Raw genomic sequence first — 24,604 nt, 5'->3', positions numbered from 1 at the left:
ACCGCGGCGAACGCCTTGCGGATCGTGTCGATGTCCAGCGTCCTGGCGTGATCGGCGCCGACGCCGAAGAACGCCTCGACCGCGGCCAGCGCCACCACCGCGTTGTGCGCCTGGTGCGCGCCATGCAGCGGAAGGAAGATGTCCTCGTACTCGCCGCCGAGTCCGCGCAGTGTCAGCTGCTGTCCGCCGACCGCGACCTCGCGCGAGACGACGCCGAACTCCATGCCCTCGCGCGCCACCGTCGCATCCACCTCGACGGCCTTCTTCAGCATCACCTGCGCGGCGTCCACCGGCTGCTGCGCCAGGATCACCGTCGCGCCCTGCTTGATCACGCCGGCCTTCTCGACCGCGATCTCGGCCGGCGTGGTGCCGAGCCGGTCGGTGTGGTCCAGATCGATCGGCATGATCACGGCGACGCCCGCATCGATCACATTGGTCGCGTCCCAGCTGCCGCCCATGCCGACCTCGACGACCGCCACATCCACCGGCGCGTCCGCGAACGCGGCGTACGCCATGCCCGTGAGGACCTCGAAGAAGGAGAGCCGGAACTCCTGCGCGGCGTCGACCATTTCGATGTACGGCTTGATGTCCTCGTACGTCGCGATGAAGCGCTCGGCGTCGATCGGCGCGGAGTCCAGGCTGATCCGCTCGGTGATCGACTGCACATGCGGCGAGGTGTAGCGGCCGGTGCGCAGATCGAAGGCGGCGAGCAGGGCCTCGATCATGCGGGCCGTGGACGTCTTGCCGTTCGTCCCTGTGATGTGGATCGAGGGGTACGCGCGCTGCGGCTCGCCGAGCACGTCCATCAGCGCGGCGATCCTGGCGACCGAAGGCTCCAGCTTGGTCTCGCCCCAGCGCGTCGCCAGGTCCGCCTCGACCGCGCGCAGCGCCTTGTCCACCTCCGGGTCCGCGGGCCTGGCGGGCACGGCGTCCGGCTGCGGCGATCCGGCCCGGGTACGCAGCGTGCGGCTGCCGGCCTCGATCACCGCCAGGTCGGGGTCTCGGTCTGTCTCGGCGTCGACGATCTCGTCAAAAGGGTCAGGCTGCTCGGTCACAGCCCCAGTCTACGGACGAGGAGTGACAGGCCCCCGACCCCTACCGCCCGAGCCCGGCGGGCAGCAGCGCCAGCACCTCGTACGTGTCCGCCGCGGCACTCGCGGCCAGCGTGCCGCCCATGGTCTCCACCAGTTCTTCGCCGGTACGCAGCTGAGGCCCCGGGGACGTACCCGGGGCCTCAGCCGTGTCTGTTTCCGCTGCTCCTGCGCCGCTACTCCTGCGGCAGGCGCTCCAGCTGCGCGGTGATCCGCGCGATGTCCTCCTCGGCCTTTGCGAGCCGTGTACGGATCTTGTCGACCACGTTGTCCGGAGCCTTGGCCAGGAACGCCTCGTTGCCGAGCTTCCCGTGCGCCTGGGCCTTCTCCTTCTCGGCCGCGGCGAGATCCTTCGCGAGCCGCTTGCGCTCGGCGCCCACGTCGATCGTGCCGGAAAGGTCCAGCGCGACCGTGGCCCCGGCGACGGGAAGCGTCGCGGTGGCGCTGAACTCCTCGCCCTCCGGCTGGAGCCGCAGCAACTGCCGGATCGCGGCCTCGTGCGGAGCCAGCGCGGTCCCGTCCAGCGTCAGCCGGGCCGGAACCTTCTGGCCCGGCTGCAGCCCCTGGTCGCTGCGGAACCGGCGGACCTCGGTGACGACCCGCTGGACCAGCTCGATCTCCTGCTCGGCCGCCTTGTCCCGGAAGCCGCTGTCGGCGGGCCAGTCGGCGATGACGACGGACTCCTTGCCGGTGAGCGTGGTCCACAGGGTCTCGGTGACGAAGGGGACGATCGGGTGGAGCAGTCGGAGGGTGACGTCGAGGACTTCGCCGAGGACGCGACCGGAGATGCGGGCCTGCTCGCCGCCCGCGAAGTAGGTCGTCTTGGACAGCTCCACGTACCAGTCGAAGACCTCGTCCCACGCGAAGTGGTAGAGCGAGTCCGCGAGCTTCGCGAACTGGTAATCGTCGTAGTACGCGTCGACCTCGGCGACCACGGTGTTCAGGCGCGAGAGGATCCACCGGTCGGTGGCCGACATCTGCGCCGGGTCGGGCAGTTCGCCCTCCACCGTCGCACCGTTCATCAGCGCGAAGCGGGTCGCGTTCCAGATCTTGTTGGCGAAGTTCCGCGAGGCCTGGACCCAGTCCTCGCCGATCGGCACATCCGCACCGGGGTTGGCGCCGCGGGCCAGCGTGAAGCGGACGGCGTCGGAGCCGTACGCGTCCATCCAGTCCAGCGGGTCAACGGAGTTGGGGTTGGACTTCGACATCTTCTTGCCGTGCTCGTCACGGACGAGACCGGTCAGCGCGATGGTGTGGAACGGCGGCTCGCCGTCCATCGCGTACAGACCGAACATCATCATCCGGGCGACCCAGAAGAAGATGATGTCGTGGCCGGTGAGCAGGACGTCGGTGGCGTAGAACTTCTCCAGGTCCGGCGTACGCTCCGGCCAGCCGAGCGTGGAGAACGGCCAAAGGCCGGAGGAGAACCAGGTGTCGAGGACATCGGCTTCCTGAGTCCAGCCCTCACCGCTCGGCGGCTGCTCGTCGGGGCCGACGCAGACGACCTCGCCGTTCGGCCCGTACCAGACCGGGATCCGGTGGCCCCACCACAACTGGCGGGAAATGCACCAGTCGTGCATGTTGTCGACCCAGTCGAAGTAGCGCCTCGACATGTCCTGCGGGTGGATCTTGACCCGCCCGTCGCGGACCGCGTCGCCGGCCGCCTGCGCCAGCGGGCCGACCCTGACCCACCACTGCAGCGAAAGACGGGGCTCGACGGTGGTCTTGCAGCGGGAGCAGTGGCCGACGGAGTGGACGTACGGCCGCTTCTCGGCCACGATGCGGCCCTGCTCGCGCAGCGCCTCGACAATCGCCGACCGCGCCTCGAACCGGTCGAGCCCCTGGAAGGGCCCGTGCGCGGTGATGACGGCGCGCTCGTCCATGATCGTCAGGGACTCGAGCCCGTGCCGCTGGCCGATGGCAAAGTCGTTCGGGTCGTGCGCCGGGGTCACCTTGACCGCGCCGGTCCCGAACTCCGGGTCGACATGCGTGTCGGCGACGACGGGGATCGTACGGTCGGTCAGCGGCAACTTGATCCGCTTGCCGACGAGATGCGCGTACCGCGGGTCGTCCGGGTGGACGGCGACCGCGGTGTCACCGAGCATCGTCTCGACCCGGGTGGTCGCGACGACAACGGTCTCGTCGCCCTCGCCGTACTTCAGCGAGACCAACTCGCCGTTGTCGTCCTGGTAGTCCACCTCGATGTCGGAGATGGCGGTGAGACAGCGCGGGCACCAGTTGATGATGCGCTCGGCGCGGTAGATCAACTCGTCGTCGTAGAGCCGCTTGAAGATGGTCTGGACGGCCCGGGACAGGCCCTCGTCCATGGTGAACCGCTCGCGGCTCCAGTCGACGCCGTCGCCGAGCCGGCGCATCTGGCCGAGGATCTTGCCGCCGTACTCTTCCTTCCACTGCCAGACGCGCTCGACGAACGCCTCGCGCCCGAGGTCCTGCCGGGACTTGCCCTCGCCGCCGAGCTGCTGCTCGACCTTGTTCTGCGTGGCGATGCCCGCGTGGTCCATGCCGGGCAGCCAGAGCGACTCATAGCCCTGCATCCGCTTACGGCGGGTGAGGGCGTCCATGAGGGTGTGCTGGAAGGCATGCCCGAGGTGCAGGCTGCCCGTCACATTCGGCGGCGGGATGACGATCGTGTACGGCGGCTTCTCGCTCTTCGGGTCCGCCGTGAAGTAACCGCGCTCTACCCAGCGCTCGTACAGCTTCCCCTCTACCTCGGCCGGCGCATACTGGGTCGGCAGTTCGGGGTTGCTGGCTGGCTGCTGCTGAGTGTTCTCGGTCACGAGGGTCAGTTTAGAGGTGTCAAGGGCCCGCACAGAAACTCGATTGTTCGGTAACGGTGTGACCCCCGCCGCCCCAATCCGTTGGTGCTTGGGCCAGGATGTTCGGACCACATAAGTATCTGGAGGGGAACCCAGTAATGAGTTACAACCAGCCGGGCCCGTACGGCGGACAGCCTCAGCAGCCCGGACCGTACGGTCAGCCGGGACCCTACGGCCAGCAGCCGCCGCAGGCCCCGCAGCCCGGCTACGGCTACCCGCAGCAGGCCCCGCAGGGCGTTCCGCAGCAGCAGCCCCAGGACCAGTGGGGTCAGCCGCAGCAGCCGGGCCCGTACGGTCAGCAGCCGCAGTACGGCCAGCAGCCCTACGGCGGCGGCCAGGTCCCGCCCCCGCCGGCCGCGCCGAAGAAGAAGACCGGCCTGATCGTGGGCGCTGTGGTCGTCGCGCTCGCGGTGATCGCGGGCGGCGCCTACTTCCTGCTCGGCGGCAGTGGCGGCAACAGCGATGTCGCGGACGACACGAAGGGGTACAAGCTCACCCCGGCCGCGGCGGTCGACGACTACAAGAAGCAGGGCGCCGACAAGTCGGAGACCATGACCGACAAGGACAAGAAGGAAGCCGAAGCGATCGGCATCAAGAACCCCAAGCAGGTCGGGGCCAACTACAAGGCCGGCACCGACAGCGAGCCGCTGAAGGGCAAGATCATGAGCCTCAGCGGGCTGTGGGGCGAGGTGGACGACCCGGCGAAGGCGCTCGACGGCTACTTCGACACCCTGAAGAAGGGTGACGCCGAGGACAAGAAGGACGAGGTCACCCTCGTCGGCAGCCCCACCTCGGTGACGCCGGACGGCTTCGAGGGCGCTCTGATGAAGTGCCAGAACATCAAGACGAAGGCCGGTTCGGGCGCGTCCGGTGCCGCCGCCAAGGACTTCGAGACCCCGATCTGCGCGTGGGCCGACTACAGCACCATCGGTGCGGTCACGTCCTTCGACATGGGCGCGATGATGACCGGCGGCAAGGGCCCGTCGCAGGACGAGGTCGCCGCGCTGGCGGCCAAGCTCTACAAGACCTCGCGCACCAAGGTCTGATCCTCAAAGGCTCCAACACGAAGGGGCGCCCGGCCAGTTGGCCGGGCGCCCCTTCGTATGTCCTGGCTGCTACGCCGACTTCTCGTGGCGGCCCTCGTTCTTCACGACCCGCGGCACCAGCGTCGGGTTCACGTTGTTGTGCACCACGTCCGCCGTGATGACGACCCGCGCCACGTCCTTGCGCGACGGGACCTCGTACATCACCGACATCAGGACTTCTTCCATGATGGCCCGCAGGCCACGCGCGCCCGTGCCGCGGAGGATCGCCTGGTCGGCGATGGCCTCGAGGGCCGGGCGGTCGAAGTCCAGCTCCACGCCGTCGAGTTCGAACAGCCGCTGGTACTGCTTCACCAGCGCGTTGCGCGGCTCCACCAGGATCTGGAGGAGCGCCTCGCGGTCGAGGTTGTGGACCGACGTCAGCACCGGGAGGCGGCCGATGAACTCCGGGATCATGCCGAACTTCACCAGGTCTTCCGGCATGACCTCCTGGAACTGGTCGCTCGCCTCGATCTCGCGCTTCGAGCGGATCGTCGCGCCGAAGCCGATGCCCTTCGCTCCCGCGCGCGACTCGATGATCTTCTCCAGTCCGGCGAAGGCACCGCCGACGATGAAGAGGACGTTCGTCGTGTCGATCTGGATGAACTCCTGGTGCGGGTGCTTGCGGCCGCCCTGCGGCGGCACCGAAGCGGTCGTGCCCTCCAGGATTTTCAGCAGGGCCTGCTGGACGCCCTCGCCCGACACGTCCCGGGTGATCGACGGGTTTTCGCTCTTACGGGCGACCTTGTCGATCTCGTCGATGTAGATGATCCCGGTCTCGGCCTTCTTGACGTCGTAGTCGGCCGCCTGGATCAGCTTCAGCAGGATGTTCTCGACGTCCTCGCCGACATAGCCCGCCTCCGTGAGCGCCGTCGCGTCGGCGATGGCGAACGGGACGTTCAGCATGCGGGCCAGGGTCTGGGCCAACAGTGTCTTGCCGGAGCCGGTGGGGCCCAGCAGCAGGATGTTGGACTTGGCGAGCTCGATCGCGTCGTCCCGGCTCTGCGCGCCGCCGTTCTCGCCGGCCTGGACGCGCTTGTAGTGGTTGTAGACCGCTACCGAGAGGGCCTTCTTCGCGGGCTCCTGCCCGACGACGTACCCCTCGAGGAACTCGTAGATCTCGCGCGGCTTGGGCAGTTCCTCCCACCGCACCTCGGAGGTCTCTGCGAGCTCCTCCTCGATGATCTCGTTGCAGAGATCGATGCACTCGTCGCAGATGTACACACCGGGCCCTGCGATGAGCTTCTTCACCTGCTTCTGGCTCTTTCCGCAGAACGAGCACTTGAGCAGGTCGCCGCCATCACCGATGCGTGCCACGAGGTGCTTCCCCTTCGCCTGGGAGCAGCTTGGTTCAGCCGGCTCCTGGTGCCTCATATCCGACGGTACCTTGCTGGGCCCCTCGTTCGGGCCCCCCTTGGCGCGGTTCACATTGTCGTGCACCGCGCCAAGGGCGCCGTACCCCTCAGGCGGCCGCTGCGGCCGTGCTCTTACGGGTCGAGACGATCTGGTCGACGAGGCCGTACGCAAGTGCGTCCTCGGCGGTCAGGATCTTGTCGCGCTCGATGTCGTCGCGGACCTTCTCGATCGGCGTGGTGGAGTGCTTGGCCAGCATCTCCTCCAGCTGCTCGCGCATGCGCAGGATCTCGTTGGCCGCGATCTCCAGGTCGGAGAGCTGCTCGCGGCCGGTCTGCGAGGACGGCTGGTGGATCAGCACGCGTGCGTGCGGCAGCGCCATCCGCTTGCCGGGGGTGCCGGCGGCGAGCAGCACGGCCGCGGCGGAGGCCGCCTGGCCCATGCAGACCGTCTGGATGTCGGGCTTCACGAACTGCATCGTGTCGTAGATCGCCGTCAGCGCGGTGAAGGAGCCGCCGGGGCTGTTGATGTAGATCGAGATGTCGCGGTCCGGGTCCATCGACTCCAGGCACAGCAGCTGCGCCATGACGTCGTTGGCGGAGGCGTCGTCGATCTGCACGCCGAGGAAGATCACGCGCTCTTCGAAGAGCTTCGCGTACGGGTCGTACTCGCGCACGCCCTGCGAGGTGCGCTCGACGAAGCGCGGGACGACGTATCGGTTGTCCAGCTGCGGGCCGGTGTAGAGGCCGCTGGCGGAGAAGTCGGTCATGTGGGTGTTCACCATCCTGGTGGCGTTCTGCGTGGCGTTCTGCGGGCTCGGGCTGGGTGCGGTACGGCGCGCGGCTCAGGCGCCCGTGCCGCCGCCGCCCGGAACGCCCGATGCGGCGGAGATGATCTCGTCGATGAGGCCGTACTCCTTGGCCTCGTCGGAGGTGAACCAGCGGTCGCGGTCACCGTCACGGATGATCGTCTCGACGGTCTGTCCGGAGTGCAGCGCGGTGATCTCCGCCATCCGCTTCTTCGTACGGAGCAGGTACTCGGCCTGGATCTTGATGTCGGAGGCGGTGCCGCCGAGTCCGGCCGAACCCTGGTGCATGAGGATGTCGGTGTTCGGCAGCGCGAAGCGCTTGCCGGCGGCGCCGCCGGTCAGCAGGAACTGGCCCATCGAGGCCGCCATGCCCATGCCGATGGTCACCACGTCGTTCGGGATGTACTGCATGGTGTCGTAGACCGCCATGCCGGCCGTCACCGAGCCGCCGGGGCTGTTGATGTACAGGTAAATGTCCTTGTCCGGGTCGGCGGCAAGGAGCAGCAGCTGTGCGGTGATCTTGTTGGCGATGTCGTCGTCGACCTGCTGGCCGAGGAAGATGATGCGCTCGCCGAGCAGTCGGCTGTAGACCTGGTCGCCGAGGCCACCACCGAGGGACGGCTCAGCGGCGGTGTAGGGCATCAGATTCGTCACGTATTCCACCTGCTCGTCTCTGACGGCTACGGCCGTCTCAGCGTCTTGTTGCTGGGGGCGGGTACGACCCTGCCCTCGTATTCATGGACCCTAACGCGCAGGTCGGACAACGCCATCCCGGTTCCCGAACTGTTCGCTCGGAGCGCAAGGTGTCAGCGGGTCTGTCAGTACATCTGTCAGTACGTGCACAAGTACGAAACCGGGCCCCGGTCGCATGGTGCGTCCGGGGCCCGGCGTAAGGCTCAGCGCGGGGCTCAGGCCTCGTTCTTCTCCGCGGGCTCGGCCTGCTCGGCCTCCGGGTCGGTGACGGCCTCGACCGTCTCCGTGGCGTTCTCGGTCTCGTCCTCGTCGTCCTCGAGGTCGACGACCTCACCGTTGGTGTCGGTGACCGTGGCGGCCTCGACGACGACGGCGAGCGCCTTGCCGCGGGCGACCTCGCCGACGAGCATCGGCACCTGGCCGCCTTCGACGACAGCCTGGGCGAACTGGTCCGGGCTCATGCCCGAGGAGGCGGCACGCCGCATGAGGTGCTCGGTGAGCTCCTCCTGGTTGACGTTCAGCTTCTCCTTGTTGACGAGCTCGTCGAGGAGGAACTGGGTCTTGATGCCCTTGACCGCCTGCTCCTTGGTCTCGGTGTCGAACTCTTCCTCGGTCTTGCCCTGGATCTCCAGGTACTTGCCGAGGTCGATGCCCATCTGACCGAGCTGGTGGTGCTCAAGGTTGTGCTTGCGGGTGTTGATCTCGTCCTCGAGGAGCTTCTCGGGGATCGGGACCTCGGCCAGCTTCAGCAGCTCGTCCAGGACGCGCTCCTGGGCCTGCGTGGCCTGGTCGTACTGCTTCATGTTCTCGAGGCGCTTGCGGCTGTCCGCCTGGAGCTCCTCGAGGGTGTCGAACTCGCTCGCCATCTGCGCGAAGTCGTCGTCGAGCTCGGGGAGCTCGCGGGAGGCGACCGCGGTGACCTTGACGGTGACCTCGGCGTCCTTGCCCTCGGCGGAGCCGCCCTTGAGCTGGGAGGTGAAGGTGGCCTCGCCGTCGGCCTCCAGGCCGGTGACGGCCTCGTCGATGCCGTCGAGCAGCTCGCCGGAGCCGATCGTGTACTGCACACCGCTGGCGACGCCGTCCTCGAGGACCTCGCCGTCGACCTTGGCCTCGAGGTCGATCGTCACGATGTCGCCGTCGGCGGCGGCACGCTCGACCGGGGTGGTGGAGGCGAAGCGCCCACGCAGATCCTCGACGGCCTTCTCGACGTCCTCGTCGGTGACCTCGACGGCGTCGACGGTGACCGCGATGCCGGAGTAGTCCGGGATCTCGATGGTGGGGCGGATGTCGACCTCGGCGGTGAAGGCCAGCGTCTCGCCGTCCTTCAGCTCCGTGATGTCGACGTCGGGCTGGCCGAGGGGGTTGAGGTCCGCCTCGTTGACCGCCTCGGTGTAGAACTTCGGGAGGGCGTCGTTGACGGCCTCCTCCAGCACCGCACCACGGCCGAACCGCTGGTCGATCACTCGGGCCGGGATCTTGCCCTTGCGGAAGCCCTTGACCGTGACCTGCTGGTTGATCTTCTTGTACGCCGCGTCGAGGCTGTCCTTGAGCTCCTCGAAGGGCACCTCGACAGTGAGCCGAACCCGGGTCGGGTTCAGGGTCTCCACGGCGCTCTTCACGGTTCGGTCTCCTTGATGGCTGATTCTGGGGTTCTGCTGCGTCCGCCGCACTGGAGGCGGCTCAGCGGATTCGGCCCGGCGCTCCGTCCCACTCGCCGGCATTTCGCCGGACTCGTCGGACACACGGGCACGCAGCTTGCATAGTAGCCGCAAGCAGGATGGGCCCCACAATGTGATCTTGAAGAGCGATCGTGATGATGGTCGGGGTGGCCGGATTCGAACCGACGACCTTCCGCTCCCAAAGCGGACGCGCTACCAAGCTGCGCCACACCCCGTCGGTGCGACACGTAGGGTACATGCCCGCAGGCCATGCGGCTGCCGCATTGTTCGGGGTGATCGGTCCGGCGCAATGGGGTGTGCGGGTGCGGCCCGGGACCCGCTACGATGCTCTTCGTACCGCGGCCCACGTGACCTGCGGTGCGGTCCTCGCGGGCGTAGCTCAATGGTAGAGCACTAGTCTTCCAAACTAGCTACGCGGGTTCGATTCCCGTCGCCCGCTCTGTTCGGCCTCAGGCCCGGCTCGTGCGTTGTCCGCGCGAGCCGGGCCTGAGTCGTTTACCGGCCGAACTCAGAAGCTGATCTGGTTGATCGTGTCGGCTATCGAGTTGAGGAATCTGTTGATCGACGGCGCCATGCCCGTCGAGGCGAGGAAGAAGCCGAACAGGGCCGCGACTATGGCCGGTCCGGTCTTGATCGAGCCGCCGCGGATCAGCACCACGAGGATGATCGCCAACATCAGCACCACGGACAGTGAAATGGCCACAACTGATCACACCCTCGGTCGGTCCACCTTGCCGGCCCGGGGACATGCGACCCAGCACACCCCCGCCTTGACCATGGTGCCACCAACGGGCCGATGCATGCCGCTCCCTGACGAATCGTCGACGGCAGGATCACGCCATCCGCACGGCCGCGCGCCGGGCGGTGCGGGCGCGGGTCGGCCGCGGGAGTGAAATGGCGCACGGAATTGGATCTGATCGTTTCCACGCCCCCACATGTCGGTCACGAGAAATTCGAGGCCAAACGGTGAGTTAATTCACGCGACCACAACTGCGGGGTGGTTTGCCCCATTTAAGACGGACTAATGGGGTCATAGCGGGCGGTTGGCGGCTGTTTCAGATTCGAATGGGAGAAGCACGGAGAGGGTTTTACGAAATCCAACCGCGAGGCTAGGGTGCCTCGAATGTTCCACGCTCCACATGGAAATAGCAGGGCCCCGCTCCCCCAGGCCCGGGAGCAGGAGCCCGTCCCAACGACGTCCAAGTCGGCCACTTCGGCCACGCTGACACCCGCCGAGAAACCCGCCAACGGGACAACCGCCAGGACCGCCCCGAAGTCCACGGCGCGTGACGCGTACTTCGACAACGCGAAGTATCTGGCGATCGTGCTCGTCGCGGTCGCGCACGCGTGGGAGCCGGTGATGGAGGGCAGCCGCGCCTCGAAGGCGCTGTACATGCTCGTCTACACCTTCCACATGCCGGCCTTCATCCTCATCTCCGGCTACTTCTCGCGGAGTTACACCGGCCGGCCCGACCAGCTCAGACGCATGCTGACCGGCATCGCCCTGCCGTATGTCGTCTTCGAGGTCGTGTACTCCCTGTTCAGACGGTACGCACAGGACGCGCCCGAGCAGCCGATCAGTCTGCTCGACCCGTTCTATCTGACCTGGTTCCTGGCCGCGCTGTTCATCTGGCGGCTGACGACCCCGCTGTGGCGGCTGATCCGCTGGCCGCTGCCGGTGGCGCTCGCGCTCGCCTCGCTCGCCGCGCTGACGCCGAACATCGGGGCCGACCTCAATCTCCAGCGGGTGCTGCAGTTCCTGCCGTTCTTCGTGCTGGGACTGGTCCTCAAGCCCGAGCACTTCCAGCTCGTACGACGGCGCGAGGTGCGGCTGCTGGCGCTGCCGCTGTTCGCGGGTGCCGCGGTGTTCGCGTACTGGGCCGCGCCGCGGATGGACCTCGGCTGGTTCTACCGATCGAGCAGCACACAGGACTTCGGTGTGCCGTGGTGGTCGGGGATCGTTATGACGCTCGCGTTCTTCGGGTGCGGTGTGCTGCTGACGGCCGGGTTCCTCGCGTGGGTGCCGCGCAAGCGGACATGGTTCACCGTGCTGGGCGCGGGGACGATCTGCGGCTATCTGCTGCACGGTCTGCTGATCAAGGCGGCGGACTACGGTCATGTGTTCACGGCCAACGAGTGGCTGAGCACCCCGGGCGGCGAGATCGTCGTGACGGTGGTCGCGGCGACGGCGGTGACGCTGATGTGTACGCCACCGGTTCGGCGCGCGCTGCGCGTGGTGACAGAGCCGGAGATGGCGTGGGCCTTCCGCCGTGATGTGACGGAGCTGGGCCCGAAGCGCTGACGCGTCAGACCGGCAGGCCCAACAGGCGGCGGACCTCTGCGTACTTGGCCGTCAGGCGGACCCGCGTCGGCTCGTCGAGGACCGCGAGGCGGGCCGGGTTCGCGTTGTGGGCCAGGTCCGCCTCCTTGACCAGGCGGGCGCCCGGCGTGGCGAGGATGCGGGCGGTGTAGTCCTCCAGGGGCTCACCCTTGCGCTTGGTGAGTGCGAGGACCATGCCCTTGACCGGCTGGGGCAGTGGCGCCGCGTCCAGCCAGTCACGGCTGAGCGCGTCGTCCTCCACCGAGTCGTGCAGCCAGCCCGCGGCGATCTGCTCGTCGCTGCCGCCTCGGGCGCGTACTCCCTCGGCGACGGCGGCGAGATGCTCGGCGTACGGGCGGCCCGCCTTGTCGGTCTGGCCCTCGTGCGCCTCGCGGGCGATGGCCTCGACCTCCGCCAGCGTCAGGCTCTTCTCCGGCATGGGCATGCCGGAGACTTTACGCCGCCGAAGTCACACGGCTGATCCGGCGAAAGCAGGTGCGGTCAGAGCGGTCATACGCGCCGCGATCTCCGCCGCGCTCGCGTGCGGCATGCTGTCCGCGATCGAGCCGTCCGCGAGGAACAGCACGCGGTCGGCGTACGCCGCGGCCGCCGGGTCGTGCGTGACCATGACGACCGTAGCGCCGAGACTGTCCACGGCGGACCGCAGCAGAGCCAGGACTTCGGCCGCCGTGGTCGTGTCCAGCGCGCCGGTCGGCTCGTCCGCGAAGACGACATCGGGCCGGGTGACGAGAGCACGGGCGATCGCGACCCGCTGCTGCTGACCGCCGGAAAGCTCCGCCGGACGCCGCCTGGCCTTGTCCGCGAGGCCGACCTTGCCGAGTACGTCCGCGGCCCGGCGGCGGTCGGCGCGGTGGCCGGCCAGCCGCAGCGGGAGCAGCACGTTCTGCTCGACCGTGAGCGACGGCAGCAGGTTGAAGGACTGAAAGACGAATCCGAGTCGGGTGCGGCGCAGCACGGTCAGCTTGTTCTCGTTCATGCCGGTGATCTCGGTGCCGCCGAGGCGTACGGATCCGCTGGTGGGCCGGTCGAGACCCGCCGCGCACTGCAGGAACGTCGACTTGCCGGAGCCGGACGGCCCCATGACCGCGGTGAAGCTGCCGCGCGCGAGTGCGATGTCGATGCCACGCAGAGCGTGGACGGCGGAGGGGCCTTTGCCGTACTGGCGGCGTACGTCGTGGAGTTCGACCGTGATGTCTTCCATGACTCGAACCTACGGAGCGGGTACCTGACCCGGCCATGGCGGCTGCTGGCGGATCCGAGGTGGGGACAACCCCCGCTACGGCTTCGGGTCGCACTCGAACCAGACCGTCTTGCCGCCCTGCGCATGCGGCACGACACCCCAGCGGTCGGTCACCGCCTCGACCAGCAACAGCCCGCGCCCGCCCTCGTCGAGCTCCGCTCCCGGCTCTCCTAGGACGGGCAGACCCGGCGCGTCGTCGCAGACCTCGATCCGTACGCCCGACGGCACGCGAAGGATCAGCAGCGCACACCGTCTGTCCGGGACGTGCCGAACAACATTGGCGAGCAGCTCGGTGATCGCCAGCTCGGCCGCGTCGGTCAGCTCGCCCAGTTCCCACTGGCGGAGGTACGAGCGCACGATCCGGCGGAGATGCCGCGCCGAGTGCTCACCCACGGTGAAACTCATGCAGTACTGGGCAGTCGCCTCGGTATCGATCTGGTGCACGATAACTCCCGGTGGGGCAGGGCAAGTTGGTCTTTTCCGCTGCCAAGCCTGGTGCCGCACGGTTACGCTCGACTACGCCCTGTGAGCAACCCTGTGCACCGTTGGGGGAAGTCATGACCCATATCCGAGACCTGGACCCGAGCGCGTCCCCGCTCGACTACTACGGCGCGGAACTGAGGCGGTTACGCGAGGCGGCCGACCTCAACCAGAAGCAGCTGGGCGGGATCATCTACTGCACCGGCTCGCTGGTCGGCCAGATCGAGACGGCGCGGAAGGTTCCGACCAGGGAGTTCTCGGAGCGCGTTGACGCGGCGCTGGGGACGGAAGGGGCGTTGTCCCGGCTGGTGGGGCTGGTGCTGCGAAGCCAACTCCCGTCGTGGTTCCAGCCGTACGCGGACCTGGAGTCGCGGGCTACGTATCTATCCACCTTCCAGGCGCAGTTGGTCTACGGCCTGCTCCAGACGGAGGCGTACGCGCGGGCCGTACTAGGCGTACGGACTGAGGAGAATCTGGACGCACGCGTGGCAGCCCGGATGGAGCGCCAGCGGATTCTGGAGCGGGACTCTCCGCCGTTGATGTGGGTGGTACTGAGCGAGGCGGTACTGCACCAGGAGACCGGTGGCCGGAAGGTCATGCGTGAGCAACTCGACCGCCTGTTGGAGCTGCGCAAGCGGGAGTGGGTGAAGGTGCAGATCCTTCCGTTCGCCGCTGGTGCGCACACCGGCCTGATGGGGTCGTTCAACATCCTGCGGTTCGATGACGACCCGGACCTCGTCTACACCGAGGACTTCCTCCAGGGGCATATGACCGCCAACTCGCAAGCGCTCAGGGAAGGTTCGCTCCGTTACGATCACTTGCAGGCCGCCGCGCTCTCTCTGGACGATTCGGCGGCGCTGATCGCCCGCGTAATGGAGGAGCGTTATGCAGACCAACCAGAAGCTGACGGGCGCGCTGTGGCGTAAGTCGAGCTACAGCGGGGACACCGGCGGCGACTGCGTCGAGTGCGCCACGCTCGGCAACGCCACGTGGACCAAGTCCTCGTACAGCGGCGACAGCGGAGGCGAGTGCGTCGAGGTCGCCGCCTGCCCCGCCGCCGTCGCCGTCCGCGACTCCAAGAACCCCGAGGGCCCGGCCTTCACCGTCGCGGCAGCGACCTTCGCCGCGTTCGTCGAATTCGCCGCGAAGAACTAGGCAACTCCCGCCAACGCGAGCAGCGCACGGTCCGTCCCGCGGCCGCCGATCACCGCCAGCCCCACCGGCAGTCCGTCCACCGCCATCCGGGGCAGCACCACGCACGGCAGGCCCGCGCCGCTCGCCAGGCAGGTGAGGCGGAAGGTGCCTTGCCGGATCGCGGCCTTGCGTTCGGGGTCCTCGTCGATCAGCGGCGCGGGCCCGCTCGCGGCGGGCAGGAGGAGCACCGCGTCGTCCGGGATCGCCGCGCGCAAGTCGCGGCCCATCTGGTGGACCATCGACTCCGCTCCTGCCCGTTCGTCGGGCGTCACCGCCGCCGCTCGGGCGAACCGGGCCTCAACTCCCGGCCCCAGCGTGCCGGGATGCGCGCTCACCCACTCACCGTCGCACTCCCAGACCTCCGCCGCCTGGGCTGTCGCGAAAGCCACGGCCCGCTCCGCCGGATCGCCGCCCAGGGACCGTACTTCCTCCATGCGCAGGCCCAGCCGTTCTGCCAGTGCCGCCGCTGCCGGGCGGAAGGCGTCCCGTACGCCCGCGTCGGCGAGCGCGACGAGGTTCGCTGCCACCAGGGCCGTACGGAACGGGGCTTCGTCGCCACCTTGGGGAAGCAGCACATCGCCGAGCCGCGCCAGCATGTGCGCGTCCCGCGCGAGCCAGGCAACCGTGTCGAAGGACGGAGCGAGCGGCAGCATTCCGGTGGCGGGGACAACGCCGTGGGTGGGGCGCAGGCCGTACAGGCCGCAGTAGGAGGACGGCACGCGGATCGAACCTGCTGTGTCGCTGCCGAGACCGGCGTCGACCTGGCCGAGGGCGACCGCGACGGCCGGTCCGTTTGACGAGCCGCCGGGGACGTGGCCGGGGGCGGCGGGGTTGACCGGGGTGCCGTAGTGCGCATTGGTGCCGTTGAGGCTGTAGGCGAACTCGTCGGTCTGCGCGATCCCGGTAATCTCCGCGCCCGCGTCGAGCAGGGCGCGTACGGCCCAGGAGTGTGCGGGCTGGGGCTCAGCGTCGGCGAGCCAGGCGGGGTTGCCCGCGCCCAACTTGTGTCCGGCGACGGCGTGCACGTCTTTGACGGCCAGCCGTACGCCGTGGAGCGGACCGCTGCCCGAGCCCGCGACCAGAGGGTTGCCGCGTTCGCGCCAGATTGCTGTGTCCGTCGTCGCCATGCGCCCGAGCATCGCAGAACGGAGATCAGGCGTCTCGGACCAGCAGCAGGAGCGCCCTGTCGTCGTTGACGTCCTTCGCGACCGCCTCTATCAGGTGCCATGCCGCACCTTCGAAGCCCGAGGCGACGTAGCGGTCCGCCTCGCCCGTCAGCCGGTCTATGCCCTCGCTGATGTCCCGGCCCGACGCCTCCACCAGGCCGTCGGTGAAGAGCATCAGTACGTCGCCGGGCTGGAGCGAGCCCTTGACCGGGTCGAACTGGGCGCCGTCGTAGATACCGAGCAGCGGGCCCTCGGCGTCCTTCTCCTCCCAGCGGCCGCTGCCCGCGTGGAGCTGGACCGCCGGGAGATGGCCCGCCGAGAGCAGTTCGTAGTCGCCTGAGTCCAGGTCCAGTACGAGATGGATGGAGGTGGCGAAGCCCTCGTCCCAGTCCTGGCGGAGGAGGTAGCCGTTGGCGGCGGGGAGGAAGCCGTGCGGCGGCAGAGAGCCCAGCAGGCCGCCGAACGCGCCGGAGAGCAGGAGCGCACGCGAGGCCGCGTCCATGCCCTTGCCGGAGACGTCGGTGAGGACGACTTCGAGCGTGCGGCCGCCGTTCGTACGGGCCGCGACCACGAAGTCGCCGGAGAAGGACTGGCCGCCTGCCGGCCGCAGGGCCATCTCGCGGTGCCAGCCGCGCGGCAGCAGCGGCAGGGCGCTCTGTACGCGGATGCGTTCGCGGAGGTCGAAGAGCATCGTGCCGCCGCGTCGCCACGGCACGCCCACCCGGGCCCGGAACTGCGCGATCAGCAGACCGAAGAAACCGCAGGCCGCGACGACCAGGACCGTGCCGGGAGTGACCTTCGCCGGGCCTTCGGTGTACGGGCCGAGCACCACCGACTCGACGATCAGGCCCGCCGCGCAGGCCGCGTACAGGCCGAGCAGGCTCGCGGGCCGCAGCAGCAGCGCGCCGGCCACGATCGGCAGGACCAGCGCCGCCGGAGAGACCCAGACGGGCATCTCGACCGTGCCCCAGGTCAGCGCCGGGACGGCCAGCAGGAGCCCGACGAGCGCGATCCAGTCGGAGCCGTCGCCGCGGAAGTAGTCGACGCCGGATTTGCGCAGCGCTATCCGTGCCCGGTGCGTTGTCTTGCGCAACCGGGCCGTGATCGAGTCAGCTGCACTACGACGGGCCATTGCCGTGGACCCTATCCACCCGTTCGCCTTCCGTGCAGGGGGACCCCGGTGACAATGCGTTCGAAATCGGGTCGCCGTGTCGACGTACCCCTGGTAGGCATGGCATATGACTACTGAGCTGCGAGTCCTTCGTCCCGCCGAATGGACCGCGTGGTACCGGCAGTTGGAAACCGCCTTCGGTGGCGTCTTCGAGTCCCCGGAAGAACAGGAACTGTGGCAGGCGCTCTCGGAGTTCGAGCGCTCGATCGGTGTCTGGGACGGACCGGACTGCGTGGGGACCGCCGGAGCGTTCACCTTCCGGCTCGTGGTGCCGGGCGGCGCGGTGGTGCCCGCGGCGGGTGTGACCATGGTGAGCGTGGCCGCGACCCATCGCAGGCGCGGATTGCTCACCTCGATGATGCGCCGCCAGTTGGACGATGTGCGTAGTTGGGGCGAGCCGCTCGCCGTGCTGACCGCGTCAGAACCGGAGATTTACGGACGTTACGGATACGGGGCGGCGAGCTGGCAGCTCAAGGCCGAGATCGACACGGCCCGGGTGCGGCTCTCCGTGCCGGAGGGCACGGACGCGGTCCGGCTGCGCCTGGTGAAGCCGGAGGACGCGCGGGACGAGTGCGAGGCGGTGTACGCGCGGCAGGTCGCGGCCGGACGGCCCGGACTGCTGGCCCGCCGGCCCGGATGGGAGCACCTCATGGTGCTCGACCCGCCGTCGGACCGGAGCGGCGCGTCGGCGCTCCAGTGCGTGCTCGCCGAGCGGGACGGCGAGGTCGTCGGATATGCCCTGTTCAACAACAAACCGGACTGGGACGGGGCGGGACCGAAGGGCATCATCAACCTCCAGCATCTCGACGCGCTGGACCCGGCGGCGTACGCATCGCTGTGGCGGTTCCTCTTCGGCATCGACCTGACGTCGACGCTGAAGGTCATGAACCGCCCGATCGACGACCCGTGGCAGCATCTCGTCTCCGACTTCCGGCGCTGCAATGTGCGGGTCAAGGACTCGCTGTACGTACGGCTCGTGGAACTCGGAGCGGCGCTGGAGGCACGCACCTACCGGACGCCGTTGGATGTGGTGCTCGATGTCGAGGACGAGTTCTGCCCCTGGAACACCGGGCGCTGGCGGCTGACGGGCGACGCGAAGGGCGCGTCCTGCAAGCGGACGGACGACGAGGCGGATCTGGCGCTGTCCGTACGGGAGTTGGGCTCGGCGTATCTCGGCGGGATCTCGCTGACGACACTGGCGGAGGCGGGCCGGGTGCGGGAGCTGCGGCAAGGCGCACTGGCGGAGACCTCTCTCGCCTTCGGCTCGGACATCGCCCCGTGGTTGCCGCACGGGTTCTAGCGGTGGCTTCGTCCCCAGCGGGCCGGCGCTGCGCGCGACTTCGAGTCGCGGCTCCGGCCCGGACCACGCGGCAGGAGTGACGCCGCGCCAGGACAATGCGCCCGACGAAACCGGCGGTGCCGCACGGGTTTCGGCAGGGCCTCCGCCTCCGGACGGAGTCCGCGGGCACGGCGGCCGCAGGGCGCGGCTGCGGACACGACCTAGCGCTGCTGGCAGGTCGCGCACCAGAAAAGATTGCGTGCGGCGAGACCGGCGGTGCGGATCTCGCCGCCGCAGACATGGCAGGGCAAGTGTGCCCGGCGGTAGACGTAGACCTCGCCACCGTGGTCATCGACGCGCGGCGGGCGGCCCATCGCCTCCGGTTCGTGCTCGGGGCGGACCGTGTCGATGCGGTTGTTCCGTACGCCCTCGCGCATCAGCTCCACGAGGTCCGACCAGATCGCACTCCACTCGTCGCGCGTGAGGTCCTTGCCCGGCCGGTACGGATCGATGCCGTGCCGGAAGAGGACCTCGGCGCGGTAGACATTGCCGACACCCGCGATGATCTTCTGGTCCATCAGCAGCGCGGCGATCGTCGTACGGGACCGGGAGATACGGGCCCACGCGCGATCCGGGTCGTCGGCGGGACGCAGCGGGTCCGGGCCGAGGCGGTCGTGTATCGCCGCCTTCTCGCCGTCCGTGATCAGCGAACAGGTCGTAGGGCCACGCAGATCGACGTATGCCGAGGGGCCGGCGAGCCGCAGCCGGACCGTGTCGGTCGGCGGGGGCGCGGGCGCGTCACCGAAGTTCACCTTGCCGAACAGGCCGAGGTGGACATGGATCCAGCCGAGCGCGCCGAAACCGAGGAAGAGGTGCTTGCCGTGCGCCTCGGAGTCCTCCAGCCGCCGGCCGTCGACCAGCTCCGCGCCGTCGGAGAACTTGCCCTGCGGGCTGGACGCACGCACAGACCGGCCGCCGAACCTCTCGAAGTGGTCGGCGGCCAGTCGGTGGATCGTGTGGCCCTCGGGCACGCTCAGCCCTGCTGCGGGTGGTGGGCCGGGATCGGGGGCAGCTCGCGGGTGGACTCGTAGGCGGTCAGCATCTCGATCCGGCGGGAGTGACGCTCCTCACCCGAGTACGGAGTGGAGAGGAAGACCTCGACGAACTTCGTCGCCTCTTCCTGCGTGTGCATCCGGCCGCCGACGGAGATCACATTGGCGTCGTTGTGCTCACGGCCGAGCGCCGCGGTCTGCTCGCTCCAGGCGAGCACCGCACGCACTCCCTTGACCTTGTTCGCGGCGATCTGCTCGCCGTTGCCGGAGCCGCCGATCACGATGCCGAGGCTGTCCGGGTCCGCGGCCGTCTTCTCGGCGGCACGCAGGCAGAACGGCGGGTAGTCGTCCTGGGCGTCATAGATGTGAGGGCCGCAGTCGACGGGCTCGTGGCCATGGGCCGTGAGCCACTCGACGAGGTGGTTCTTGAGTTCGAAACCGGCATGGTCGGAGCCGAGGTACACGCGCATGTTCCGAGTGTGGCACGCGAGCTCCCGGGTAGCCGTCAGCGGGGTCAGTACCTGTCAAGGGCACGCACTCCGCTTAGGCGCGACTGGCTCCTTGAGCTAACGATCCAATGACGGGACTTCCGTCATTGGATGTCGCGGGATTGAATGCGGGGGCTCGTGACCCGAGTGCTCTCAAACCTAAGGATTCGTCCATGACCTCGCAGCAGACCCTCACGAAGGAAGGCGGAAGGCCCGAAGAATCCGGGAATCCGCAGTCCAACGGTGGTCTCCAGGCCGGGCTCAAGAACCGGCACCTGTCCATGATCGCCATCGGCGGTGTGATCGGCGCCGGCCTGTTCGTCGGCTCCAGTTCCGGCATCGCCGCGGCTGGCCCGGCCATCCTTCTGTCGTACGCACTCGTGGGCGCGCTGGTCGTCTTCGTGATGCGGATGCTCGGCGAGATGGCCGCGGCCAACCCGACCTCCGGCTCGTTCTCGTCCTACGCGGACCGTGCGCTCGGCCGCTGGGCCGGCTTCTCCATCGGCTGGCTCTACTGGTTCTTCTGGGTCGTGGTGCTGGCGGTCGAGGCGACCGCCGGCGCCGTGATCCTGGAGAGCTGGGTCCCGTCCGTCCCGCAGTGGGCCTGGGCGCTGATCGTGATGGTCGTGCTCACGGCGACCAACCTGGCTTCGGTGTCGTCGTACGGCGAGTTCGAGTTCTGGTTCGCGGGCATCAAGGTCGTGGCCATCAGCGCCTTCGTGCTGATCGGCGTGCTCGCCGTGTTCGGTGTGCTGCCGGGCTCGGACAACCCGGGCGCGGGTTTCGCGCATCTGACGGACGCCGGCGGATTCCTGCCGAACGGCGCGGGCGCGATCCTCACCGGTGTGCTGATGGTCGTCTTCTCCTTCATGGGCAGCGAGATCGTGACTCTGGCGGCCGGCGAGTCCGAGGACCCGCAGCGCGCCGTCACCAAGGCGACCAACAGCGTGATCTGGCGGATCGGCGTCTTCTACCTGGGCTCCATCTTCGTGGTGCTGACGCTGCTGCCGTGGAACGACAAGTCGATCATCGACAAGGGCTCGTACGTCGCGGCGCTGGACTCGATCGGCATCGCGCACGCCGGGCAGATCATGAACGTGATCGTGCTGACGGCGGTGCTGTCGTGCCTGAACTCGGGCCTGTACACGGCCTCGCGGATGGCGTTCTCGCTGGGACAGCGCGGGGACGCGCCGAAGGCGTTCGCGCGGGTGAACGGGCGTGGTGTGCCCAAGGCCGCCATTCTCGGCTCGGTCGTCTTCGGCTTCCTGGCCGTCTGGTTCAACTACCAGTGGCCCGACACCGTGTTCGCGTTCCTGCTGAACTCGTCCGGTGCGGTGGCTCTGTTCGTGTGGCTGGTCATCTGTGTCACGCAGCTGCGGATGCGCGGGATCATCCTGCGGGAGTCGCCGGACAAGCTGATCGTGAAGATGTGGCTCTTCCCGTATCTGACGTGGCTGACGATCGGGATGATCGTCTTCGTGCTCGGCTACATGATCTACGACGGCGGTGACGCGCGGGAGCAGGTGGTGCTGTCGCTGCTGGTGGCGGCGCTGGTGATCGCGATCGCGGTCGTGCGGCAGATGCTCGGCAAGGGTGTCGCCGCCGTCGAGGCCGATCAGAGCGGTGTGAAGGACTCGGTCACCCGGTCGTAAGCAGCCAGGGCCGCGCGCTGTGAGGCGACGTCGTACCAGACGTTGAGCTGGTACGACTTGCCTTCGGCGGTGAAGCCGAGCTGGCGGGCGCGCCAGTGGCCGCCATTCTGGGTGAAGAGGTACTCCCAGACGATCGCGGGACGGCCGCGGAAGGTGGTGCGCTCCAGCCGGAGCTTCTGGTAGCCGGCTGCGTCGTGGCTGTCGCGCTCGAACCGCTGCCATTGAGTGAGGAGATCGCCGCCTCGTGCGAGTGCGTACGAGGCGGCGATTTCTTGTTGCCCGTCGGGCGAGTGGTAGTGGACGTTGGAGGGGCTTTTCGCGGTGCGGGTCCAGCCTTGGGGCGGGATCCAGGCGAAACCGGCCTCGTTGCGGGTTCCCGGCTTCGCGGTGGGGGGCTGGGAGGTGCCGGCGACGGTGGGGGTCGGGGTTGGCGTGCCGGTGGCCTTGTTGTCTTTGGGGTCCTCCCCGGACGTGAGGAGTAGAGCAGTAGCGGTGGCGAGTGCGGCGGCGGCGACTGTTGCGGCGGCGATGAGCGTGCGGGTGCGTTTTCTTACCGGTCCTGGTGCCGGTTCCTGTCCCCGTTCCCGTTCCTGTTCCTGTTCCCGTTCCGGCCGCGGCGGGATCGGGAACGAGATCGTTGGGGTGTCGCGCGGCGGGGTCGCGAGGGTCTGGAGGCGCTCGGACACCTCCTCCAGGCCAGGGCGGAGCTCCGGGTCCTTGAGCAGCAGGGCGGTCAGGAGGTCCGACAACGGGCCTGCCTCCGGCGGGAGTTCGGGTTCGTCGTACAGCACCGCCTGGAGCGTGGCCAGCGTCGTGGGACGAGTGAAGGGCGACCGGCCCGAGACCGCCGCGCACAGGGTCGCGCCCAGCGACCAGAGGTCCGATGCCGGGCCCTGCGGGCGGCCGCCGACGCGTTCCGGGGCCATGTAGTCCGGCGAGCCGACCAGCATGCCGACCACCGTCAGTGCCTTCGTGTCCTGAATCGCCGCGATGCCGAAGTCCGTGAGGACCACCCGGCCGGTCCGGCCGAGCAGGACGTTGCCCGGCTTGATGTCGCGGTGCAGCACGCCCATCGCGTGCACCTCCCGGAGCGCCGCCGCCAGGCCAAGGCCGATGCGGGCGGCCTCGCGCGGGGACACCGGGCCTTCCTCGACGAGGCGTTGCTCCAGCGAGCGCGAGTCGACGAGTTCCATCACGATCCACAGCCGGTCGCTCTCGTCGACGACGTCATAGACCCGGACGACATTCGGGTGGTCGATCCGCGCCGTGGCGCGTGCCTCGCGCAGCACGCGTTCGCGGCGGATCCGGGCGTCCTCCGCGTCGGTCTCGTCCATGCGCATTTCTTTGACCGCTATCGCCCGGCCCAGCATTTCGTCGGCGGCTCGCCACACCCGCCCCATTCCCCCCTGCCCAATACTTTCGTCCAGTCGGTAACGCCCCGCCACCAATAGCCCAGGAACACCCGGCATTACCTTCCTCCCCGTCAGAAACAGCTGTGACCAGGACAGAAGCATGAACTTACAACCATGACAGCATAGTTCGGGCGAATCTTGTGGAACCCTTTTCGTACGCACTGACCGATGTGCATCAAGGGGGCTGGGACATGCAAGGAAAACGCTCGGGACCCGTTTTTGTGATAGCCGCAGCTGCGCTGCTGACATGGCCGCTCGGCGTCGCGTACGCGGCCGACGATCCGGTACCCGGGAGCAGCCAGGGCGGCACCCCCGGGCCCGCCGCTGCCGCCGACGTGAAGATCACGACCGAGCTTCCGGAGAAGATCACGGTCGACAACAAGTCCGAGAAGACCACGGTGACCGCCACGGTCAAGAACGGCGGGACCAAGGACAGCGGGCCGGTCACCCTCTCCGTCATCGGCTTCGACGGCATGACGATCACCAGTGTCGAGGGCTGTGTGCAGATCCCCGAGGCCCGGCTGCCGCAGGGCTCCAACAGCGGCTTCGCCTGCATCATCGACAGTCTCGCGGCTGGAAAGGACCGCTCGTACCAGGTGGCCGCGACCTTCGATCTTCAGAAGACCGGCAAGATCTGCCTGCCGGTCACCGAGGGCACCAGCGAGAAGCTGGTCTGGCAGCAGGGGCCGGTGCCGTTCGGAACCTCGCAGCCCACGCCCAACGCGCCCGACACGCCTCTGCTGTTGGGCACCGACAACGTGCCCTTCGGCCCGGACCAGCCGCCGGCCGCGGGCGATCTGCCGCCGACGGGCCCGCCGGACGGGACGCTGCCGCTTTCGCTGGCCGCGCTGGTGCTGTTCGCGATCGGCGGCACGGGCATCTGGTGGTCGACCCGTAAGCGGGCCGACTGCGAAGTCAGCTCCGGCGGCCGATGAGCTTCCAGGCGGTGGGCAGCACGCCCATCGCCAGGGCCGCCTTCAGCGCGTCACCGATCAGGAAGGGAGTGAGACCGGCGGCGACGGCCTGCGACAGCGTCATGCCGGTGGCCGCCGCGAGATAGGGGACGCCGACCGCGTAGATGATCACGGAGCCGACCGCCATGGTGCCTGCGGTACGCAGCACGGAGCGGTCGGCTCCACGGCGTGCGAGAGCGCCGACGACGGTCGCGGCGAGCAGCATGCCGAGGATGTAGCCGAACGACGGCATCGCATAGCCGGACTGGCCCTCCGCGAACCACGGCATGCCCGCGATGCCCGCCACCGCGTAGAGCGCGAGCGAGAGGAAACCGCGGCGGGCGCCGAGGGCGGTGCCGACGAGGAGCGCGGCGAAGGTCTGGCCGGAGACCGGGACCGGGGAGCCGGGCACCGGGACGGAGAGCTGTGCGGCTATGCCGGTGAGCGCGGCGCCGCCGAGAACGAGCGCGATGTCCTTCGTACGGGACGCAGGCAGCAGGTCCGCGAGGACGGCTCCGGGACGGGGCGTGACGGAAGCAGTGCTCATCGGGACTCCGCAACAGGTAAGGGCAGGTGGGGACCTTGTGACGCTATCCCGAGGGCGATCATTCGATCACCGTCGGCCGGTGACAA

General features: G+C 68.6%; 23 protein-coding genes and 2 tRNA genes. 8 read left to right on the top strand and 17 right to left on the bottom strand.

The features are described from left to right. Together ACH4YL_RS34670 and ACH4YL_RS34665 are read right to left on the bottom strand one after the other, a co-directional pair. Positions 1 to 1,055 (bottom strand): bifunctional folylpolyglutamate synthase/dihydrofolate synthase (locus tag ACH4YL_RS34670; RefSeq protein WP_398511488.1); only part of this gene is annotated, 1,055 nt, incomplete at its 3' end. 212 nt (positions 1,056 to 1,267) lie between these two features. Next, positions 1,268 to 3,889 carry a valine--tRNA ligase gene (locus tag ACH4YL_RS34665; protein ID WP_398511487.1) on the bottom strand — a complete coding sequence of 874 codons (2,622 nt, stop codon included), beginning with the start codon at positions 3,887 to 3,889 and terminating at the stop codon, positions 1,268 to 1,270. Between the two features lie 137 nt (positions 3,890 to 4,026). Here ACH4YL_RS34665 and ACH4YL_RS34660 point away from each other — a divergent pair, with 137 nt between their 5' ends. Continuing rightward, a complete protein-coding gene (locus ACH4YL_RS34660; protein ID WP_398511486.1) occupies positions 4,027 to 4,974 on the top strand; it encodes a hypothetical protein in 948 nt (315 codons plus the stop codon). A 69-nt stretch (positions 4,975 to 5,043) separates the two neighbouring features. Here ACH4YL_RS34660 and clpX read toward each other — a convergent pair whose 3' ends face one another. The 5 genes from clpX to ACH4YL_RS34635 all read right to left on the bottom strand — a co-directional run bounded on the left by clpX (position 5,044) and on the right by ACH4YL_RS34635 (position 9,758). Further along, the gene (gene clpX, locus ACH4YL_RS34655; protein WP_398511485.1) at positions 5,044 to 6,327 is read right to left on the bottom strand and encodes an ATP-dependent Clp protease ATP-binding subunit ClpX; all 1,284 of its coding nucleotides are present in this window, start codon (positions 6,325 to 6,327) and stop codon (positions 5,044 to 5,046) included. Positions 6,328 to 6,472: 145 nt separating this feature from the next. Continuing rightward, positions 6,473 to 7,147 carry an ATP-dependent Clp protease proteolytic subunit gene (locus ACH4YL_RS34650; RefSeq protein ID WP_398511484.1) on the bottom strand — a complete coding sequence of 225 codons (675 nt, stop codon included), beginning with the start codon at positions 7,145 to 7,147 and terminating at the stop codon, positions 6,473 to 6,475. Between the two features lie 60 nt (positions 7,148 to 7,207). Beyond that, entirely contained in the window at positions 7,208 to 7,825 is a 618-nt protein-coding gene (locus ACH4YL_RS34645) for an ATP-dependent Clp protease proteolytic subunit (protein ID WP_398511483.1), read from the bottom strand. A 254-nt stretch (positions 7,826 to 8,079) separates the two neighbouring features. Continuing rightward, on the bottom strand, positions 8,080 to 9,483 hold the full coding sequence (gene tig / locus ACH4YL_RS34640) for a trigger factor (protein ID WP_398511482.1): 1,404 nt from the start codon (positions 9,481 to 9,483) through the stop codon (positions 8,080 to 8,082). A gap of 198 nt (positions 9,484 to 9,681) precedes the next feature. Beyond that, positions 9,682 to 9,758: transfer RNA gene (locus ACH4YL_RS34635), tRNA-Pro, on the bottom strand. Between the two features lie 153 nt (positions 9,759 to 9,911). Between ACH4YL_RS34635 and ACH4YL_RS34630 the strand changes: the two genes are divergently transcribed. Next, positions 9,912 to 9,982, top strand: a tRNA-Gly gene (locus ACH4YL_RS34630). A 69-nt stretch (positions 9,983 to 10,051) separates the two neighbouring features. Here ACH4YL_RS34630 and ACH4YL_RS34625 read toward each other — a convergent pair. Next, entirely contained in the window at positions 10,052 to 10,246 is a 195-nt protein-coding gene (locus tag ACH4YL_RS34625) for a hypothetical protein (RefSeq protein WP_398511481.1), read from the bottom strand. Positions 10,247 to 10,666: 420 nt separating this feature from the next. On the opposite strand from ACH4YL_RS34625, the gene ACH4YL_RS34620 reads away from it, so the two are divergent. Next, entirely contained in the window at positions 10,667 to 11,845 is a 1,179-nt protein-coding gene (locus tag ACH4YL_RS34620) for an acyltransferase family protein (RefSeq protein WP_398511480.1), read from the top strand. Between the two features lie 4 nt (positions 11,846 to 11,849). Here ACH4YL_RS34620 and ACH4YL_RS34615 read toward each other — a convergent pair whose 3' ends face one another. From ACH4YL_RS34615 to ACH4YL_RS34605, 3 genes are all read right to left on the bottom strand, one after another. Further along, positions 11,850 to 12,302 (bottom strand): HD domain-containing protein, encoded by a 453-nt coding sequence (locus ACH4YL_RS34615; RefSeq protein ID WP_398511494.1) that lies wholly within the window; start codon positions 12,300 to 12,302, stop codon positions 11,850 to 11,852. A gap of 30 nt (positions 12,303 to 12,332) precedes the next feature. After that, the gene (locus ACH4YL_RS34610; RefSeq protein WP_398511479.1) at positions 12,333 to 13,085 is read right to left on the bottom strand and encodes an ABC transporter ATP-binding protein; all 753 of its coding nucleotides are present in this window, start codon (positions 13,083 to 13,085) and stop codon (positions 12,333 to 12,335) included. A gap of 75 nt (positions 13,086 to 13,160) precedes the next feature. Further along, entirely contained in the window at positions 13,161 to 13,529 is a 369-nt protein-coding gene (locus tag ACH4YL_RS34605; protein WP_398511493.1) for an ATP-binding protein, read from the bottom strand. A gap of 152 nt (positions 13,530 to 13,681) precedes the next feature. On the opposite strand from ACH4YL_RS34605, the gene ACH4YL_RS34600 reads away from it, so the two are divergent. Both ACH4YL_RS34600 and ACH4YL_RS34595 read left to right on the top strand, forming a co-directional pair. Next, a complete protein-coding gene (locus tag ACH4YL_RS34600) occupies positions 13,682 to 14,530 on the top strand; it encodes a helix-turn-helix domain-containing protein (RefSeq protein WP_398511478.1) in 849 nt (282 codons plus the stop codon). After that, positions 14,490 to 14,759 carry a DUF397 domain-containing protein gene (locus ACH4YL_RS34595; RefSeq protein WP_398511477.1) on the top strand — a complete coding sequence of 90 codons (270 nt, stop codon included), beginning with the start codon at positions 14,490 to 14,492 and terminating at the stop codon, positions 14,757 to 14,759. Before ACH4YL_RS34600 ends, ACH4YL_RS34595 begins: the two co-directional genes overlap by 41 nt. Here ACH4YL_RS34595 and ACH4YL_RS34590 read toward each other — a convergent pair. Both ACH4YL_RS34590 and ACH4YL_RS34585 read right to left on the bottom strand, forming a co-directional pair. Further along, entirely contained in the window at positions 14,756 to 15,925 is a 1,170-nt protein-coding gene (locus tag ACH4YL_RS34590) for an amidase (RefSeq protein ID WP_398511476.1), read from the bottom strand. The two genes, ACH4YL_RS34595 and ACH4YL_RS34590, sit on opposite strands and share 4 nt — an antisense overlap. Before the next feature lie 25 nt (positions 15,926 to 15,950). Continuing rightward, the gene (locus ACH4YL_RS34585; protein WP_398511475.1) at positions 15,951 to 17,096 is read right to left on the bottom strand and encodes a PP2C family protein-serine/threonine phosphatase; all 1,146 of its coding nucleotides are present in this window, start codon (positions 17,094 to 17,096) and stop codon (positions 15,951 to 15,953) included. Between the two features lie 106 nt (positions 17,097 to 17,202). Between ACH4YL_RS34585 and ACH4YL_RS34580 the strand changes: the two genes are divergently transcribed. Beyond that, positions 17,203 to 18,435 carry a GNAT family N-acetyltransferase gene (locus ACH4YL_RS34580; protein WP_398511474.1) on the top strand — a complete coding sequence of 411 codons (1,233 nt, stop codon included), beginning with the start codon at positions 17,203 to 17,205 and terminating at the stop codon, positions 18,433 to 18,435. 200 nt (positions 18,436 to 18,635) lie between these two features. On the opposite strand, the gene ACH4YL_RS34575 is transcribed toward ACH4YL_RS34580, so the two are convergent. Next, positions 18,636 to 19,445 (bottom strand): Fpg/Nei family DNA glycosylase, encoded by an 810-nt coding sequence (locus ACH4YL_RS34575; protein ID WP_398511473.1) that lies wholly within the window; start codon positions 19,443 to 19,445, stop codon positions 18,636 to 18,638. Between the two features lie 2 nt (positions 19,446 to 19,447). Then, positions 19,448 to 19,936: a ribose-5-phosphate isomerase gene (locus ACH4YL_RS34570; protein WP_398511472.1), complete on the bottom strand. Its 489-nt coding sequence runs from the start codon at positions 19,934 to 19,936 to the stop codon at positions 19,448 to 19,450. Positions 19,937 to 20,127: 191 nt separating this feature from the next. Between ACH4YL_RS34570 and ACH4YL_RS34565 the strand changes: the two genes are divergently transcribed. Beyond that, positions 20,128 to 21,606: an amino acid permease gene (locus tag ACH4YL_RS34565; RefSeq protein ID WP_398511471.1), complete on the top strand. Its 1,479-nt coding sequence runs from the start codon at positions 20,128 to 20,130 to the stop codon at positions 21,604 to 21,606. On the opposite strand, the gene ACH4YL_RS34560 is transcribed toward ACH4YL_RS34565, so the two are convergent. Next, on the bottom strand, positions 21,570 to 23,075 hold the full coding sequence (locus ACH4YL_RS34560; protein ID WP_398511470.1) for a serine/threonine-protein kinase: 1,506 nt from the start codon (positions 23,073 to 23,075) through the stop codon (positions 21,570 to 21,572). The genes ACH4YL_RS34565 and ACH4YL_RS34560 overlap by 37 nt on opposite strands. Positions 23,076 to 23,209: 134 nt before the next feature. Here ACH4YL_RS34560 and ACH4YL_RS34555 point away from each other — a divergent pair, with 134 nt between their 5' ends. Beyond that, positions 23,210 to 23,953: a hypothetical protein gene (locus ACH4YL_RS34555; RefSeq protein WP_398511469.1), complete on the top strand. Its 744-nt coding sequence runs from the start codon at positions 23,210 to 23,212 to the stop codon at positions 23,951 to 23,953. Here the strand turns inward: ACH4YL_RS34555 and ACH4YL_RS34550 are convergent. Next, the gene (locus ACH4YL_RS34550; protein ID WP_398511468.1) at positions 23,934 to 24,518 is read right to left on the bottom strand and encodes a biotin transporter BioY; all 585 of its coding nucleotides are present in this window, start codon (positions 24,516 to 24,518) and stop codon (positions 23,934 to 23,936) included. The two genes, ACH4YL_RS34555 and ACH4YL_RS34550, sit on opposite strands and share 20 nt — an antisense overlap. Between the last annotated feature and the right edge of the window lie 86 nt (positions 24,519 to 24,604).

It is taken from the genome of Streptomyces sp. NPDC020681, assembly GCF_044334895.1.
Taxonomy (GTDB): Bacteria; Actinomycetota; Actinomycetes; order Streptomycetales; family Streptomycetaceae; genus Streptomyces.
The sequence above is the reverse complement of the archived record's forward strand: the minus strand, read 5'-3'. Positions and strand labels throughout refer to the sequence as shown.